12 protein-coding genes and 1 riboswitch are annotated in these 15,606 nt (G+C 69.5%); of the genes, 5 read left to right on the top strand and 7 right to left on the bottom strand.

The genetic code is table 11. The annotated features are described in order from the left end of the window. The first annotated feature begins 111 nt into the window (after window positions 1-111). A complete protein-coding gene (gene nikR, locus MPPM_RS06805; RefSeq protein ID WP_096484397.1) occupies window positions 112-591 on the top strand; it encodes a nickel-responsive transcriptional regulator NikR in 480 nt (159 codons plus the stop codon). Between the two features lie 120 nt (window positions 592-711). Here the strand turns inward: nikR and MPPM_RS06800 are convergent, their stop codons facing one another. Together MPPM_RS06800 and MPPM_RS06795 are read right to left on the bottom strand one after the other, a co-directional pair. Then, window positions 712-3,903 carry an efflux RND transporter permease subunit gene (locus tag MPPM_RS06800; RefSeq protein ID WP_096484396.1) on the bottom strand — a complete coding sequence of 1,064 codons (3,192 nt, stop codon included), beginning with the start codon at window positions 3,901-3,903 and terminating at the stop codon, window positions 712-714. A gap of 171 nt (window positions 3,904-4,074) precedes the next feature. Further along, a complete protein-coding gene (locus tag MPPM_RS06795) occupies window positions 4,075-5,334 on the bottom strand; it encodes an efflux RND transporter periplasmic adaptor subunit (protein WP_096484395.1) in 1,260 nt (419 codons plus the stop codon). Between the two features lie 101 nt (window positions 5,335-5,435). Here MPPM_RS06795 and MPPM_RS06790 point away from each other — a divergent pair, with 101 nt between their 5' ends. Together MPPM_RS06790 and MPPM_RS06780 are read left to right on the top strand one after the other, a co-directional pair. After that, entirely contained in the window at window positions 5,436-6,074 is a 639-nt protein-coding gene (locus tag MPPM_RS06790; RefSeq protein WP_096484394.1) for a TetR/AcrR family transcriptional regulator, read from the top strand. Window positions 6,075-6,320: 246 nt separating this feature from the next. Continuing rightward, the gene (locus MPPM_RS06780; protein ID WP_096484392.1) at window positions 6,321-6,536 is read left to right on the top strand and encodes a hypothetical protein; all 216 of its coding nucleotides are present in this window, start codon (window positions 6,321-6,323) and stop codon (window positions 6,534-6,536) included. 6 nt (window positions 6,537-6,542) lie between these two features. Here MPPM_RS06780 and MPPM_RS06775 read toward each other — a convergent pair whose 3' ends face one another. The 4 genes from MPPM_RS06775 to MPPM_RS06760 all read right to left on the bottom strand — a co-directional run bounded on the left by MPPM_RS06775 (window position 6,543) and on the right by MPPM_RS06760 (window position 12,395). Beyond that, complete coding sequence (locus MPPM_RS06775) at window positions 6,543-6,896, bottom strand: hypothetical protein (protein WP_096484391.1); 354 nt, start codon at window positions 6,894-6,896, stop codon at window positions 6,543-6,545. 228 nt (window positions 6,897-7,124) lie between these two features. Further along, window positions 7,125-7,499 (bottom strand): response regulator, encoded by a 375-nt coding sequence (locus tag MPPM_RS06770; protein WP_096484390.1) that lies wholly within the window; start codon window positions 7,497-7,499, stop codon window positions 7,125-7,127. Window positions 7,500-7,583: 84 nt separating this feature from the next. Then, entirely contained in the window at window positions 7,584-11,090 is a 3,507-nt protein-coding gene (locus MPPM_RS06765; RefSeq protein ID WP_096484389.1) for a CheR family methyltransferase, read from the bottom strand. A 282-nt stretch (window positions 11,091-11,372) separates the two neighbouring features. Further along, entirely contained in the window at window positions 11,373-12,395 is a 1,023-nt protein-coding gene (locus tag MPPM_RS06760) for a chemotaxis protein CheB (RefSeq protein WP_096484388.1), read from the bottom strand. 288 nt (window positions 12,396-12,683) lie between these two features. Continuing rightward, window positions 12,684-12,773, top strand: a riboswitch (glycine riboswitch). A 334-nt stretch (window positions 12,774-13,107) separates the two neighbouring features. Between MPPM_RS06760 and MPPM_RS06755 the strand changes: the two genes are divergently transcribed. Together MPPM_RS06755 and MPPM_RS06750 are read left to right on the top strand one after the other, a co-directional pair. After that, window positions 13,108-13,839: a L,D-transpeptidase gene (locus MPPM_RS06755; protein ID WP_096484387.1), complete on the top strand. Its 732-nt coding sequence runs from the start codon at window positions 13,108-13,110 to the stop codon at window positions 13,837-13,839. Between the two features lie 45 nt (window positions 13,840-13,884). Continuing rightward, on the top strand, window positions 13,885-14,514 hold the full coding sequence (locus tag MPPM_RS06750; protein WP_096484386.1) for a trimeric intracellular cation channel family protein: 630 nt from the start codon (window positions 13,885-13,887) through the stop codon (window positions 14,512-14,514). Between the two features lie 129 nt (window positions 14,515-14,643). On the opposite strand, the gene MPPM_RS06745 is transcribed toward MPPM_RS06750, so the two are convergent. After that, the gene (locus MPPM_RS06745) at window positions 14,644-15,594 is read right to left on the bottom strand and encodes an efflux RND transporter periplasmic adaptor subunit (RefSeq protein ID WP_096484385.1); all 951 of its coding nucleotides are present in this window, start codon (window positions 15,592-15,594) and stop codon (window positions 14,644-14,646) included. Between the last annotated feature and the right edge of the window lie 12 nt (window positions 15,595-15,606).

Below are 15,606 nucleotides of genomic sequence, written 5' to 3'. Positions count from 1 at the left end.
GGATCCGGAACGATGCTCTCGACTTTTGATTGCGCATCGTCTCTTTCCGAACGTCGGCACCCACCTCTCGGGACGAGGCTCTGGTCGGCGCGGATCGGGAGAGGTTCATCCATGCAGCGCACGACCATCGCCATCGATGACGAACTGGCCGCTGCGCTCGATGCCTACATGGAGAGCACGGGCGCGGGGAGCCGATCGGAAGCCATCCGCGACCTCGTGCGGCGAGGCCTGTCCGCGCGTCCCGACGCACCGGCCGACGCGCCGTGCTTCGGCGTCGTCAGCTATACGATCGACCAGTCGGTACGGAACCTCGCATCCCGCGTGCCGCAGGGGCGCCTCGACCGCCACGATCAGGCGGTCGCCTCCCTGTCGGTTCCGATCGATCACACGACGTCGATCGACGTGACGCTGATGCGCGGTCCCGTCGGCGATGTGTCGTCCTACGCGGAGAGGCTGTTTCTCGAGCGCGGCGTCATGCACGGCACGCTCAACCTGATTCCGGTCGCCGAGGACACCTCGGCGCACGCGCACGAGGAAGGATTCGCATCGAACCACACGCACACGCATCTGCGGGTGCGCAGCGGCTTCTGAGCGGCTGCGCCAGGATTTCCGCTTGCTCGCTCGGGTTTCGCCTCGTGATGACGGAGCGAAGCCGTTTCCGAGGCGGCGACGCGGATCGCGGGTGATGCGATCCCCGAACAACCTCGCCCGTCACGCGGCGCGGGCGATGCCGTCCGGATGCGCCTGCACCTCGCTGCCGTGCTGCTTGAGCGGCCTGTTGCCGGTCAGGCGGCGCAGCAGCACGTAGAAGACCGGCGTCAGGAACAGGCCGAAGGCGGTAACGCCGATCATGCCGGAGAACACTGCGACGCCCATGGCGTTGCGCATCTCCGCCCCGGCCCCGGTCGCGGTCACCAGCGGCAGGACGCCCATGATGAAGGCCATCGAGGTCATCAGGATCGGGCGCAGCCGCAGGCGGCTCGCCTCGATCGCGGCCGCGAGCGGGGTGCGGCCGGCAAACTCCAGTTCGCGGGCGAATTCCACGATCAGGATGGCGTTCTTGGCCGAGAGGCCGACGAGCACGATCAGGCCGATCTGCGTGAAGACGTTGTTGTCGCCCGCCGACAGCCAGACCCCGAACATCGCCGCGAGCAGTCCCATCGGCACGATCATGAGGATGGCGAGCGGCAGGGTCAGGCTCTCGTACTGCGCCGCCAGCACGAGGAAGACGAGCAGCAGCGCCAGCGGGAAGACCCAGATCCCGGAATTGCCGGCGATGAATTCCTGGTAGGTCAGGTCGGTCCACTCGAAGGCGAAGCCGCGCGGCAGGGTCTCGGCGGCGATGCGGGTTGCCGCCGCTTGCGCCTGCCCCGACGAGAAGCCGGGCGCCGCGCCGGCGTTGATGTCGGCCGACAGGAAGCCGTTGTAGCGCATGGCCCGCTCCGGCCCCGCGGTTTGCCGCACCCGCAGCAGGGCCGAGAGCGGCACCATCTCGCCGGAGCCGGCGCGGACCTTGAGCTGCCCGACATCGTCGGAGCGGGCCCGGAACGGCGCGTCGGCCTGGACGCGGACCGAGTAGGTGCGGCCGAACTTGTTGAAATCGTTGACGTAGAGCGAGCCGAGATAGATCTGCAGCGTGTCGAACACGTCGGTGACCGGGATGCGCAGCTGGCGCGCCTTGGTCCGGTCGAGATCGGCGAAGAGCTGCGGCACGTTCATCTGGAAGCTGGAGAACAGGCCGGCGAGCTCCGGCGCCTGCGCCGCCTTGGCCATGAACGCCTTGGTCGCCTCGTTGAGCGCCTCGTAGCCGAGGCCGGCCCGATCCTCGATCTGCAGCTTGAAGCCGCCGATCGTGCCGAGCCCGTTGACGGGCGGGGGCGGGAACATCGCGATGAACGCCTCGGGGATCGCGGCGAACTTCTTGTTCAGCGATTGCGCGATCGCCGCCCCGCTCAAGTCCGGACCTTTGCGTTCCTCGAACGGCTTCAGCGTCGAGAACACGATTCCCGAATTCGACGAGTTGGTGAAGCCGTTGATCGACAGGCCGGGGAAGGCCACCGCGCTCTCGACGCCGGGCTCCTTCAGCGCGATCTCGCTCATGCGGCGGATCACCTCCTCGGTCCGGTCGAGGGTGGCGCCGTCGGGCAGCTGCGCGAAGCCGACGAGGTACTGCTTGTCCTGGCCCGGCACGAAGCCGCCGGGGATCCTCTGGAACAGCACCACGGTCACGCCGACGAGCACGAGGTAGAGGACCATCATCGCGCCTTTCCGCGAGACGACGGCGCCGACGCCGCGCCCGTACCCGTCCGAGGCCCGCCCGAAGGCGCGGTTGAAGCGGCGGAAGAACCAGCCGAGCAGCGTGTCGAGGATCCGGGTCAGCCGATCCTTCGGCGCGTGATGGTCCTTGAGCAGGAGCGCGGACAGGGCCGGCGAGAGGGTCAGCGAGTTGATCGCCGAGATCACCGTCGAGATCGCGATGGTGAGCGCGAACTGCTTGTAGAACTGGCCCGTCAATCCGCTGATGAAAGCGAGCGGCACGAAGACGGCGACGAGAACGAGCGCGATGGCGATGATCGGGCCGGAGACCTCGCGCATGGCCTGATAGCTGGCCTCCCTCGGCGAGAGGCCGGCCTCGATGTTGCGCTCCACGTTCTCGACCACGACGATGGCGTCGTCTACGACGATGCCGATGGCGAGCACGAGGCCGAACAGGCTCAGCGCGTTGATGGAGAAGCCGAAGGCGTGCATCACCGCGAAGGTGCCGACGATCGAGACCGGCACGGCGAGAAGCGGGATGATCGAGGCCCGCCACGTCTGCAGGAACAGGATCACCACGAGGACGACGAGGGCGACCGCCTCCAGCAGCGTGTGGATCACCGCCTCGATCGAGGCGCGCACGAACTGCGTCGGATCGTAGACGATCTGGTAATCGACCCCCTCCGGCATGGTCCGCTTGATCTCGGCCATGGTCTGGCGGACCTGATCCGAGATCCGGATCGCGTTCGAGCCCGGGGATTGCGAGATCGGGATCGCCACCGCCGACTTGTTGTCGAGGAGCGAGCGGAGCGCGTAGTCCGAGGCTCCGAGTTCGATCCGCGCGAGGTCGCGCAGGCGGGTGATCTCGCCGTTCTCCCCGGTCTTGACGACGATGTCGCCGAACTGCTCCTCGCTGGTGAGGCGGCCCTCGGCGTTGAGCGACAGCTGCAGGTCGAGGCCCGGCACCGCGGGCGAGGCGCCGATGACGCCGGCCGCCGCCTCGACGTTCTGGGCCTGGATCTCGCGCACCACGTCGCCGGCGGACAGGCCGTGCTCGGCCACCCGCTGCGGGTCGAGCCAGATCCGCATGGCGTAGTCGCCGGAGCCGAAGAGCTGGACCTGCCCGACGCCGTCGAGACGGGCGAGGCGATCCTTGATGTTCAAGACCGCGTAGTTGCGCAGATAGGTCATGTCGTAGCGCCCGTTGGGCGAGACGAGGTGCACGACCATGGTGAGATCGGGCGAGGACTTCACCGTGACGATGCCGAGCTGGCGCACGATCGCCGGCAGGCGCGGCTCGGCCTGCGAGACGCGGTTCTGGACGAGCTGCTGCGCCTTGTCGGGATCGGTGCCGAGCCGGAAGGTGACGGTCAGCACCATCACGCCGTCGGTCGTGGCCTGGCTCGACATGTAGAGCATGCCCTCGACGCCGTTGATCTGCTCCTCGATCGGCGTCGCTACGGTCTCGATGATGACTTTGGGGTTGGCGCCCGGAAAGGTCGCGCGGACGACGACCGAGGGCGGCACGACGTCCGGATATTCCGAGATCGGCATCGCGAAGAGCGAGATGAGCCCGCCCACGAAGATGAGCACCGAGAGCACGCCCGCGAAGATCGGCCGGTCGATGAAGAACTTGGAGAGATTCATGCCGACCCTCGGGGAAGACGGGGCGTAGGAAGGCCGCCCGCGCAGCCGATGGGGCTGCCGGTCACGGCGTTGCCGCCGGGCGGTTTTGGGTGTCGGATCGGAGCGGTAGGCGTCTCAGCGCTGCGCCAGGCTTCTAGCGCTGCGCGAGGCTTCTAACGCTGCGCGAGGCTTCTAACGCTGCGCGAGCTTGCCCGTCTGGGGCGAAGAATCCTGCGGGCGGGCGCCCATCCGGACCGGCTCGGGGCTGATGCGGGTGCCGGGCCGGATGCGCTGCAGCCCGTTGACCACGATGCGCTCGCCGCCGGAGAGGCCGGAGGTCACGACGCGCAGGCCGTCGACGGCCCGGCCGAGGGTGACGGCCCGGAACTCGGCCCGGCCGTCGGCTCCCACCACGAGGACGAAGCGCTTGTCCTGGTCCGTGCCGATGGCGCGCTCATCGACGAGCAGGAGCGATTCGGGGACGGCCTGGCCCAGCCGCATCCGCGCGAACTGGCCCGGGATCAGGTGGCCGTCGCCGTTGGCGAAGGTGGCGCGGACGCGGACCGTGCCGCTGCGGGCATCGACCTTGTTGTCGATGAATTGCAGGCTGCCCTTGGCGCGCGCCCCATCGGCCGTGATCATCTCGACCGGGATCCGCGCGAGCCGGCCGCGCCCGCCCGCCGGCTCGGCGATCGAGGCGAGCGCCTTCAGGATGACGGTCTCGTCGGCGTCGAAGCTGGCATAGACCGGATCGACCGAGACGAGGGTCGTCAGCACCGCGGCGCCGGCGCCCGTTGCCACGAGGTTGCCCGGCGTGATCTCGCGGCGGCCGACGCGGCCGCCGACAGCCGCCCGCACCTGAGTGTAGTCGAGATTGAGCCGCGCCGCCGCCAGGGCCGCCTTCGCCCCCGCCAGAGTCGCCTTCGCCTCCTTGAAGGCGTTGGCGCGCACGTCGAGGTCGCGCGCCGTGACGATGTGCCGGTCCGACAATTGCTGCCCGCGCTCGAGGTCGCTCGAGGTCAGGGCGACGCGCGCCTCGGCGCCGGCCACCTGGGCCTCCAGGCGCTCGACCTCCGCCGCGTAGGGCGCGGGATCGATGGTCACGAGGAGGTCGCCGGGCTTGACCAGCTCACCCTCGACGAAATGCGTGGCCTGGATCGCGCCGCCGACGCGGGCGCGCACCTCGATGCGGTCGACCGCCTCCAGGCGGCCGGAGAACTCGTCCCACAGGATCACGTCGCGGGGTTCGACCGTGGCGACAGCGGCCGGCATCGCCGGCTCATCCTGCGGGGTTGCGGCCTGGGCCGGTGCGGTCTGCCACACCGAGACCGGCGTCGCGAGCCAGGCGGCGCCCGCCAGCAGGGAGAGTGCGAGGCCGACCCCGACGCTGCGCCGGAGCAGAAAACGGCCTAAGGAGGTGCCACGCTGAGGATCCACGAGCGGCTCCGACATCTGTAGAGTTCGCTACACATGTCGGCGTGGACGCCGCGCGTCAAGAGACTTATCTACCACTCGATACAAAACTTCGATACGAAATTTGGAGCCCGCGGACAATGGTGATGGGGCGGCCCCGGTCCTTCGACACGGACAAGGCCCTCGACGAGGCGATGGAGGTGTTCTGGCGCCACGGCTACGACGGCGCGAGCCTCGCCATGCTGACGAAGGCGATGGGCATCAAGGCGCCGTCCCTCTACGCGGCCTTCGGCAGCAAGGAGGGGCTGCTGAAGGCCGCCCTCGACCGCTACGCGCAGCGGCGCTGCGAGCACATGCGCCACGTGCTGGCGGGCGCGACCGCCCGCGAGGTGGCCGAGCGCTTCCTGTCGAGCATCGCCGAGAGCCACACCGACCCGGCCAACCCGCCGGGCTGCCTCCTAGTCCAGGGCGGGCTCGCCTGCGGGGAGGGTTCGGAGAACATTCCCTTCGAGCTGGCCTCCCGGCGCGCGCAGACCGAATCGGACCTGCGCGAGCGGTTCGCCCAGGCCCAGAGGGACGGCGACCTCGCGCCGGAGGCCGATCCGGCGGCGCTGGCCCGCTTCCTCTCGACGGTCGCCTCCGGCATGGGCGTCCTGGCCTCGTCGGGCGCCGACCGCGACGCCCTGCGCGAGGTCGCGCGGGTATCGCTGAGCGCCTTCACGCGGTGCCGGGAGGCGGGCGAGGCTCACCCCGAGCCGCGACGGGCCCAAGGGGCATGATCCTTGGCATAATCCTTGGCAGGATCCTCGGCTTGATCCTCGGCTTGGACACCGGGGAGACCGGGAGACACCGTGCCGAGATCGGATCGGCCGTCCCGAAGGAATCGATTCGCTTCGGCATGATATCGATGACACCGATGTGCCGTCCGCCACATCTCGAATCCGACCGCAGGCTAGGCTAAAGTCGGTCCTTCCCGGTTTGGGCAGGCTCACAGCGCCTCGCTCCGCCGCATGAGAAGTCGCCCCATGGACGACGAAGACACGATTCGCACGGATATCGAGTTCGCGGTCGCCGATGCCTGCTGGCGTGACGAGATCGCCAAGCGACTCGGGATCCCCGTCGTCGAGGAGGCGTTGACGCCGCCCGAGATGAAGGGCGAACCCGAGACCGCGCTTCGTCTCGCCTACGAGGAGCGCCTGCGCGCACTTCGGGCGTGGCGCCGCGCGCGCGGTCTCGGCTGATCGGGCCTACTGAACGGGAGGCTCGCGGCGCGCGAGGGTCGAGGCCGTCCGCTCCATGCAGTCGCCGGCCTGGAGCAGGGCTCGCTCGATGAGGATGAACAAGTCGGGATCCCCGGCTTTCTCGGCCTGACGCGCCGCCTCGAGCAGCGCGTCGAAGGCGGCGCAGAGCGCGTCCGGCGGCCTCGGCGAGCGAGCGGGCAGGGGACGCGTCGATGGATGCGGTGTGCCGTGCGCGGCGAGGATCTCCCGCGAACTGGCGATGATGAGCTTCGTGTGTTCGACGATCGTGCGGATCTCCGATGCCAGCTGCGTGGTCTGTTCGACTCTCGCGAGAGCCGCGCTCGTCCATGGTTCGGTCATCGGGCTTCACCTTGCCGGAGCGTCGGGAATCGTCTCCGGGGCGTGAGCCTGTGAGGATCGCGCACGGCAATCCGGGGCCGTTCGACACCCGGATTCGCAGCCCCCGCTCGGGCCGCGGACATCGTCCACAACCGGCAGCTTCGCATCCCGGCGGGTAAAGCCGCAAGCCGGTGCGTCGCAGAACGGTCGCGGAGGGGCCGCTCGTCCGTGCGAAGGACAGCCGCCGGCTCAGTGGGCGATGAGCTGGCTCACGGCTCGCAGCAATTCGTCGTCGAGGATGGGTTTGCCCAGGACGGGGTGCGAGCGGTAATCCGAGCCCTCGGCGATCCTGACCTCGCCCGTGGCGAACAGGTAGGGCACGCCGCGCTCGGTGAGGCGGTCGGCGACGACGTAGGCCGGCTCGCCGTCGAGATGGATATCGAGCACGGCCGCATCGAGCGATTCCGTCTCGATGAGGGCCAGTGCCCGCTCCGCGTCCGGAACGGGGCCGGCGACCTCGGCTCCGGCCTCCTGCAGCCAGCGCTCCATCTCGATCGCGATGAAATACTCATCCTCGACCACGAGGATGCGGCGACCTGACAGGGGAAGGGTCGGCGGGGTCATCACGGCTCCGGCGCAGCAAGAGGTTGTCAAAACCTATCCGCATCGCCGGTGCAGCGAATTTTCCCAGGTTATTCCCTTACCGGATTACTTCAGGGGCAGCTCGATCCGGCAACGCACGCCGTCGAGGTCGAGCCTGTATTCGGTCCGTCCCTGCAGCGCATAGGCGAGGGCGTTCTCGATCAGCTCGCGCCCGTAGCCGCGCCGGCCCAGGAATTGCGGCTCGACGCGAATGTCGCTCTCGACCCAGTTCAGCGCCAGGCGCTTCCCGCGGCCGCTGTTCTGGATGCGCTCCCAGGTCACGGAGAGACGCCCCGCATCGTTGTGCAGGGCGCCGTACTTGACGGCGTTGGTGGTCAGTTCGTGCAGGGCGAGGGCGAAGTTCTGCACCTGCTCCGAGGTCAGCAGCACCTTCGGCCCCGAGACCGTGACGCGCTTGGACGCCGCGCTGGTATAGGCCGCCAGTTCCGCGTGAACGAGGGCGCTGACCTCGGCGGTGTCGTTGCCCGATCGGCTGAGCAGGGCCTGGGCCCGCCCGAGGGCGTTCAGCCGGGTGGTGAAGTTCTCGACCGGCACCCCCTGTCCGACGGTGCGGGTCGCGAGCGAGGTGACCACGCCGAGGAGGTTGCGCGAGCGGTGCTGCAGCTCCTTGACGAGCACGTCCTGGCGCTCGGTGGCGAGCTTGGCATCGGTGACGTCGGAGGTGATGCCGCCGATGCGGTGCACCTGTCCCTTCTCGTCGAAGAGCGGGAAGTTGGTGTTGGCCAGCCACCGCTCCTCGCCGTCGCTCGGACGGCGGATGCGGAAGATGTGGGACACGCGCCCGCCCGCCCGCACCTGGCGGAAGGTGTCGATCACCTCCCCGCGGTCGGCCCGCGCGATGAGCTTCAGCCAGGATCGCAGGTGATCCTGCCCGGAGGTCTGGAGAATGACGCCGTACAGGGTCTCGAAGGCCGGACCGGCATATTCGAACGCGAGCGTCTGCGCGTTGCGGATCCAGAGCACGTCCGAGGAAGCGTCGGCGAACTGGCGGAAGCGCTCCTCGCTCTCGCGCAAAGCCGCCTCGGCCTGCTTGCGCGCGGTGATGTCGACGAAGGTGATGACCACGCCGGCGATGAAATTGTCGACGCTGCGATAGGGCAGGATGCGGACCATGTAGCGGGTGCCCGTCTGCGGGTTCTCGATCTCGCGCTCCGAGCTGTTGAGCGTGCGCAGGACGCGGCGGGCGTCCTCCTGCAGCTCGTCGTAGGCGATGCGCGACTTGATGTGGGCGATGGGCCGGCCCGCATCCGATTCGACGAGGTGGAACAGCTCCGCCGAGGCCGGCGTGAAGCGCATCACCCGCAGGTCGTTGTCGAGGAAGACGGTCGCGATCTGCGTGCTTTCGAGGAAGTTCTTGAGGTCGCGGTTGGTGCGGCCGAGCTCCTGCACCCGCAGGCCGAGCTCGCCGTTGACCGTGGTGAGCTCCTCGTTGACCGATTGCAGCTCCTCCTTCGAGGTCTGGAGCTCCTCGTTGGCCGATTGCAACTCCTCGTTCAACGACTGGTATTCCTCGTTCGAGGCCTTCAGCTCCTCGTTCGTGCTCTCCGCCTCCTCGGCGATGGCCTGCAGCCGGTCCTTGTTCTCGCGCAGCTCCGTTTCGAGCTGCTGGATGCGGTCGCGCTGATCCTGGGACGAGGCCAGGGACGCGACCGTGTCGGTGGCGGCCGCTCCTCCGTCCTTGAACAGCACGAAGAAGTGCCGGCCGGGGTTGGCCGTGTCCTTCACCGGCTCGACCACGAGATCGACCAGCAGGCTCTGTCCGTCCTGCTCGATCCGCCGGTTGGGAAGATGAACCGTCCGCCCGTCCTCGGTGGCGCGCACGAGCGCCGAGCGCAGGTCGAGGCGCAGGTCGGGATGCACCAGCTGCAGCAGATTGAGCGAGGCCGCGCCCCCGGCCGGATCGATGTAGCGCCCGGTCCGGCCGGAGAAGTGCAGCACCGTGTGCGTCTCGTCCACGATCACGTAGGCCGGCGTGTAGCGTTCCACGAAGCGCTCGGCGCGCTGGGCCAGGGAGGGTTCGACGGCGCGCACGGACAGGCTCGACGTCTGCCGGTGCTCGAAGCGCGGGGACGACACGGCGAAGGGGAAGTCGGGCAGGATCCGGCTATGCGTCTCCAGCCGGCGGAAGATGCGCGAGCGCTGCTCGATCGGCGCGAACAGGTTGGTGTGGCGGGAGACGTTCTCGGAATTGCCGAGGAACAGCACGCCCTCCGGTTTCAGGGCGAAGTGGAAGACCGGGATGACGCGGCTCTGCAGCTCGGCGTCGAGATAGATCAGCAGGTTGCGGCAGGAGATGAGGTCGAGGCGGGAGAAGGGCGGGTCCTTGATGATGCTGTGCTGGGAGAAGATGCACATCTCCCGCACTTCCTTGACGATGCAGTAGGTGTTGCCCTCCCGCACGAACCAGCGCGCGAGCCGCTCGGGACTGACGTCGCGCACGACCGTCTCGGCGTAGCGGGCCGCTCGCGCCGCCGCCAGCGCCCGGCCGTCGAGATCGGTCGCGAAGATCTGGACCTGCGGCACCTCCTCGAGGTTCGCCATGTGCTCGCGCAGCAGGATGCCGAAGGAGTAGGCCTCCTCGCCCGTCGAGCACCCGATGATCCAGATCCTCAGCTGGTCGCTGCGGGTCTTTCCCTCGAACAGCTTCGGGATCACGCTGCGTTCGAGAATCTCGAACTCCTTGGCGTCGCGGAAGAACTGCGTCACGCCGATCAGCAGGTCGTTGAAGAGTTCCTGCGCCTCGCCCGGTTGCGAGCGCAGGTGTTCCACGTAGGCCGCGCTGTCGTTGATCTGGGCGACCTGCATCCGCCTCTGGACGCGGCGCATGAAGGTGCCTTCCTTGTAGCCGTGGAAGTCGTGCCCGGTCTTGTTGCGCAGCACCGCCGCGATGCTGGCCAGCACCGACGAGGTCTCGGCCTCGTCGAGCTGCGCCTCCGATGGGGGCTTCGAGCCGAGCTGGTGGATGCTGGCCCGGACCCGCTCGGCCAGCTGGTCGATGGGCAGGACGGCATCCGCCAGCGCGGCGGGGATGTTGCTCGCGGCGAGCTCGCCGGATTTCGACTCCTCGGTCTCCTCCGCGAGCGCGATGCCGCCCATCTCCTTGACGGCCTTGAAGCCGAGGGTTCCGTCCGAGCCGGTCCCGGCCAGGACGATCGAGATGGTGCGCCCGTCCATCTCGCCGAGGAGCGAGACGAGGAAGCTGTCGATCGTGCCGCGCTCGCCGAAGCGCTGCTCGGCGGGACGAAGCTGGAAGTGGTCGCCCTCGATGCCGACGATGACGTTCGGGTCGGGCAGGTAGACCCGGCCCGGAGCGAGCGGCATGTTCTGCCCGATGGCGGTCAGTTCGTGCCCGGCCGCCTTGAGCGCGTGGCCGAATTCGGCCGCATCGAGCGATTCCCGGTGCTGGAGCACGACGATGATGGCCGTGTCGGGCCGGGCCGTCAGCTCCTGCAGGAGATGGACGAGGGATCGGGTGTTCGCGGCCGACGCGCACAGGGTGACGACGATCGGCTTGCCGCCTTGAGGGGCGCCGTTTTCGGAGGAACTCGCCATCACCGCCTCCAGCCGCCGCTCAAGTTGCCGCTGCTCACCCGCAGGCGCATTCCGGCCAAGCCTGTAGGACGACGCAGCGTGCGCTGACCAGTCTCAAATGACGCGCAGGGGCCGTTCGTCGAGCCGGATGCCGCCTCCCTTCGCGGGGAGCTTTGCGGGGATCTCGGCGTCTGTCGTGGCGCGTGTCTTGGCGTCTGTCTTGGCGTCTGTCTTGGCGTGTGCCCTGGTGGGGCCGCGTCCCGACGCGGGCGGGTGCGGGGCCGATGCGGGAGGGCGCCCATGCTACGGCTCTTGCTCGCCCTCGCCGTCTGCCGGTTCCGGTGACGGCAGGGTCTGGAGCACGGCCCGGCGGATCACGTCGGCGTATTGGCGGTATTCGGCTGCGCGCTCCTCGTACATCTCGCTGACGGCCGGACGCCCGGCCCGGCGTCCGTCGCTGGCCATGCGCCGGACCAGTTCGGCCCGCTCCTCGATGATACGCAGGGCGACGCGCAGGGCCTCGTCGATGGAGCCCTCCTGCATCTTGGCCACCGCCTCGGCGGTGTAGGCGTGGCCGACCTGGCAGCGGAAGCGCAGCGGCTTGCCCTCCCGCATCTCCGAGAGGACGCCGCCGCAATGCGGGCAGGACATCGCCGAGGGGTCGGCGACACGGCGCAGGACGTCGCTGTCGATCCGTTCCCCGGCGGCGATGTCGACCTCGAGCCGGATCTCGGCCGGAACCGGCAGGCGCGGGCCGGGGGCGTCGCGCACGAGGTCCGAGAGGACGTCGCCGATGCGGGCCGCGGACAGGGTGAGATCGACCTCCATGACCGAGAGGGCGCTGCGCGGCATCTCGTCGGCGATCGCCTCGGCGGGATCCTGCACGAGCGTGAGGCCGCCGCAGCGCTTGATCGCTTCGAGACCGGACGCGCCGTCGTTGAGCAGTCCGCTCAGAAGCACCCCGATCACCCGCGGGCCGTAAACCGCGGCCGCCGAGCGGAACAGCGGATCGATCGAGGGCCGGGCCATGTTCTCGCGCGGGCCGCGCCCGAGCCTGATCCGGTCCTCGTCGAGGATGAGGTGATGATCGGGAACGCCGAGGTAGATGTTGCCGGTGCGGATCGCCATGCCGTCGGCGGCGGGGTGAACCGGAAGGTGGGAGACGGCCGCGGTGACGGTCGCGAGCAGGCCGAGGCTGCGCGCGGGAATATGCAGCACGATGAAGACCGCCGCCGGCAGGTCCTGCGGCAGGGCTCCGAGGATCGTCTTCAGCGGAACGGTGGCACCGGACGAGCCGCCGATGACGATGATGTCGCGATTGCCCAAAACGGCGTTGCTCCACGCTTCGCCGCCTCGCGACCGCGGCCCTTCCGGCGGATGCAAGGCCGCACGCCCGTGCCCCTTTCGGATAGCCCGCGACCCGGGCCGAAGGTTCCGAAGGGCGCCGAACGGCGCGCCGGGCGCAGGCGGGCCCTCGCGGTGACCTCCTGGCCACCTCCGCCTGCTGCCCGACACATCGATCGGCCACCGATGATGTGTCGTATCGCACCAAATAGATCGCAAGCTACCTAATTTCCTGGTCAATCCCGGATTCCCGCGATAGAACGGCCAAGTCAGCGACGAGCGGGAGAGAGCCGGTGTGAACCGGCCGCCGAAGGAGCAACCGCCCCGGAAACTCTCAGGCCCCCGGACCGCCCGTCGTTCAACACTCTGGAAAGCGGAGCGGACGCTCCCGCCGATGGTGTAAGTCGCGACCCCGCTCGGGGCCGGGCGAAACTCTCAGGCCGATGACAGAGGGGGCCCGCACGCGAGGCGCGTGCGGAGCGACCCCGGAGGCCTGCGCGATGACCGACCCCTAGACGGCTCCATAGGCCACCCCACGCGGGGCTGCCCACGGTCCTCTTCCCTTCGCGATCCGATCGGCCGGCAAGCTCGTCCTTCGAGCCCGGATGCCGACGCGTGCCCGGACACCGCCCCCGCGCGGCCGGGCAGGCTCGGCGATGCTCGGACCATCGAACCACCGACTGGAGCCACGACGATGCTGGCCACCCGCCGCTCCCTCCTCCTCGCCGCCGCCATCCTCGCGCCGGCCCGCGCGCACGCCTTCTTCTGGGAGGCCGAACCGGTCCCGAAGGCTCCGGAGCCCGTCGATCCCGCCACGAACCGCGACGCGTGGTTCATCGGCGAGATCCCGGACGAGCCCTTCAACGTACCGATGGTCGACCTGACCCTCGTTCCGGCGGCGTTCCGCCGGCAGATCGTGGATTACGACGGCCCCGAGCGCGCCGGGACACTGGTCGTCGACACGCACCAGCGCTTCCTCTTCCTCGTCCGCGAGGACCGGACGGCCCTGCGCTACGGCATCGGGGTGGGCCGGGCCGGCTTCACGTGGTCGGGCGTCGCGGTGGTCAGACGCAAGGCGAAATGGCCGGGCTGGCGCCCGACGCCGGCCATGCTGAAGCGGCGGCCCGACATCCCGCGCTACGTCGAGCCCGGCATCCACAATCCGCTCGGCTGCCGTGCCCTCTACCTCTACCAGGGCGAGCGGGACACGCTCTACCGCATCCACGGCACCAACGAGCCCTGGACCGTCGGCGGCACCGATTCCTCGGGCTGCATCCGTCTCCTCAACGAGGACATCCACGACCTGTACGGCCGGGTTCCCCTCGGCACGACGGTCGTCGTGAAGTCCTCGCCGCCGGAGGTGATGGTCCAGCGCGAGTGGGACGGCCCCTCCCGCGCCGACAACCAAGTGCTGCTCTTCCGGTAGCCCCGCAATCCCTGACGAACCGGATCCCCGGCTGGACTGAGAACGATGTTCGAGACTGCGACCGCGACCCTGGACTGGCTCGGGGTGATCGTCTTCACGATCACCGGAGCCCTCGTGGCCTCCCGAAAGGCGATGGACTTCGTCGGCTTCGCCGTGCTGGGCACCGCGACGGGGATCGGGGGCGGGACGCTGCGCGACCTGCTGCTCGGATCGCCCGTCTTCTGGACGCAGCGGCCCGCCTACCTCCTCGCGTGCCTCGTCGTCTCCTGCGCCGTGTTCTTCGTCGCGCACATCCCGCAATCGCGCTATCGCGCCCTGATCCGGCTCGATGCCCTCGGCCTCGCGCTCTTCGCGGTGGCCGGCGCCGAGACGGCGATCCAGGCCGGAGCGAGCGGAGCCGTGGCCGTCGTGATGGGCGTGGTGACCGCGACCTTCGGGGGCGTCATCCGCGATCTCCTCGGGGGCGACAGTCCGGTGATCCTCAGCCGGGAGATCTACGCCTCGGCGGCGGGAGCCGGTGCGGCCACCTATGTGGCCCTGGCCGCACTCGGCGCGCCGCGGGAACTCGCGCTCGGCTCCGGCTTTCTCGTCGCCCTGCTCCTGCGGGCGGTCTCCCTCCGCCTGGGCTGGACCCTTCCGCGGTACCGTCCCCGGACCCGCCTTCCCGACAACTGACGATCACGCTCCCCTCGCGCCGCGCCACGCGGCCGGCTCGAGGGCGGGCATCGTCGCACGGCGTTCCGGCCGAAGGCGGATCCCCGAAGCGGCGCCTCCGGCTCGCCCGGTCCTCAGCGCGTCCGATCCTCAGCGCGTCCGATCCTGCGGAGGGGCGGCGGGGGCCGGCCCCCCGCGCCAGAACCGGAACAGGTCGAAACCCGGCGCCTCGCCCTCCGGCTCGACCGCGACGGTCGCCGTGCGGCCGGAGACGAGCCGGACCTCGTCGGCGACGCTGTCGAGCTTGATCCGGACCGGGATGCGCTGGGCGAGGCGCACCCAGGCGAAGGTCGGGTTCACGCTGGCGAGCAGGTTGGACCCGGCCGTGCGCTCGCGGTCCTCGATCCCGCCCGCGAAGCTCTCGACCCGGCCCGTCAGCGTGGCGCTCTCACCCATCAGCCGGATGCGGGCCGGGTCCCCGACATGGATGCGCGGCAGCTTGGTCTCCTCGAAATAGCCCTCGACCCGCAGCGTATCGCTGTCGATGAGCGCCATCACGCCCCGGCCGGTGGTGACGTAGGCGCCGGGCCGCAACTCCATGTTGGTGATGCGGCCATTGACCGAGGCCTTCACGGCGGAGCGTTCGAGGTTGAGCTTGGCCAAGTCCCGGTCGGCGATCGCCTGCCCGTAGGCGGCCTTGGCCTCCAGGTCGGTCGCCCGGGCCGCCTCGACCCTCTGCTGCGACACGGCGGCGTCGCTGAGCTTCGCGTAGCGGGCGTAGTCGGCCGCCGCCTGCTCCATCGTCGCCTGCTTGCCGGCGACCATCGCCTCGGCCTGCCGCAGGGCGAGGGCAAAGCGGTCGGGATCGATGCGGAACAGCACGTCGCCGCGCTTCACGATCTGGTTGTCCTGGACCAGGACTTCGGTGACGAGGCCCGACACGTCGGGGGCGACGGCGACGACGTCGGCGCGCACGCGCCCGTCCCGGGTCCAGGGGGCTTCCATGTAGTAGTCCCACAGCGCCAAGCCCACGACCACGGCGACCGCCACCATCCCGAGCGTGACGAGGAGGCGGACGGTGAGGGCGAGGAACCGGGGCATGGGATCGATCCG

The sequence above is a fragment of the Methylorubrum populi genome (assembly GCF_002355515.1).
Taxonomy (GTDB): Bacteria; Pseudomonadota; Alphaproteobacteria; order Rhizobiales; family Beijerinckiaceae; genus Methylobacterium; species Methylobacterium populi_A.
The sequence above is the reverse complement of the archived record's forward strand: the minus strand, read 5'-3'. Positions and strand labels throughout refer to the sequence as shown.

Coding starts and splice junctions, on each gene's coding strand:
- nikR (WP_096484397.1), top strand. CDS start 112: ATGCAGCGCACGACCATCGCCATCGATGACGAACTGGCCGCTGCGCTC.
- MPPM_RS06800 (WP_096484396.1), bottom strand. CDS start 3,903: ATGAATCTCTCCAAGTTCTTCATCGACCGGCCGATCTTCGCGGGCGTG.
- MPPM_RS06795 (WP_096484395.1), bottom strand. CDS start 5,334: ATGTCGGAGCCGCTCGTGGATCCTCAGCGTGGCACCTCCTTAGGCCGT.
- MPPM_RS06790 (WP_096484394.1), top strand. CDS start 5,436: ATGGTGATGGGGCGGCCCCGGTCCTTCGACACGGACAAGGCCCTCGAC.
- MPPM_RS06780 (WP_096484392.1), top strand. CDS start 6,321: ATGGACGACGAAGACACGATTCGCACGGATATCGAGTTCGCGGTCGCC.
- MPPM_RS06775 (WP_096484391.1), bottom strand. CDS start 6,896: ATGACCGAACCATGGACGAGCGCGGCTCTCGCGAGAGTCGAACAGACC.
- MPPM_RS06770 (WP_096484390.1), bottom strand. CDS start 7,499: ATGACCCCGCCGACCCTTCCCCTGTCAGGTCGCCGCATCCTCGTGGTC.
- MPPM_RS06765 (WP_096484389.1), bottom strand. CDS start 11,090: ATGGCGAGTTCCTCCGAAAACGGCGCCCCTCAAGGCGGCAAGCCGATC.
- MPPM_RS06755 (WP_096484387.1), top strand. CDS start 13,108: ATGCTGGCCACCCGCCGCTCCCTCCTCCTCGCCGCCGCCATCCTCGCG.
- MPPM_RS06750 (WP_096484386.1), top strand. CDS start 13,885: ATGTTCGAGACTGCGACCGCGACCCTGGACTGGCTCGGGGTGATCGTC.
- MPPM_RS06745 (WP_096484385.1), bottom strand. CDS start 15,594: ATGCCCCGGTTCCTCGCCCTCACCGTCCGCCTCCTCGTCACGCTCGGG.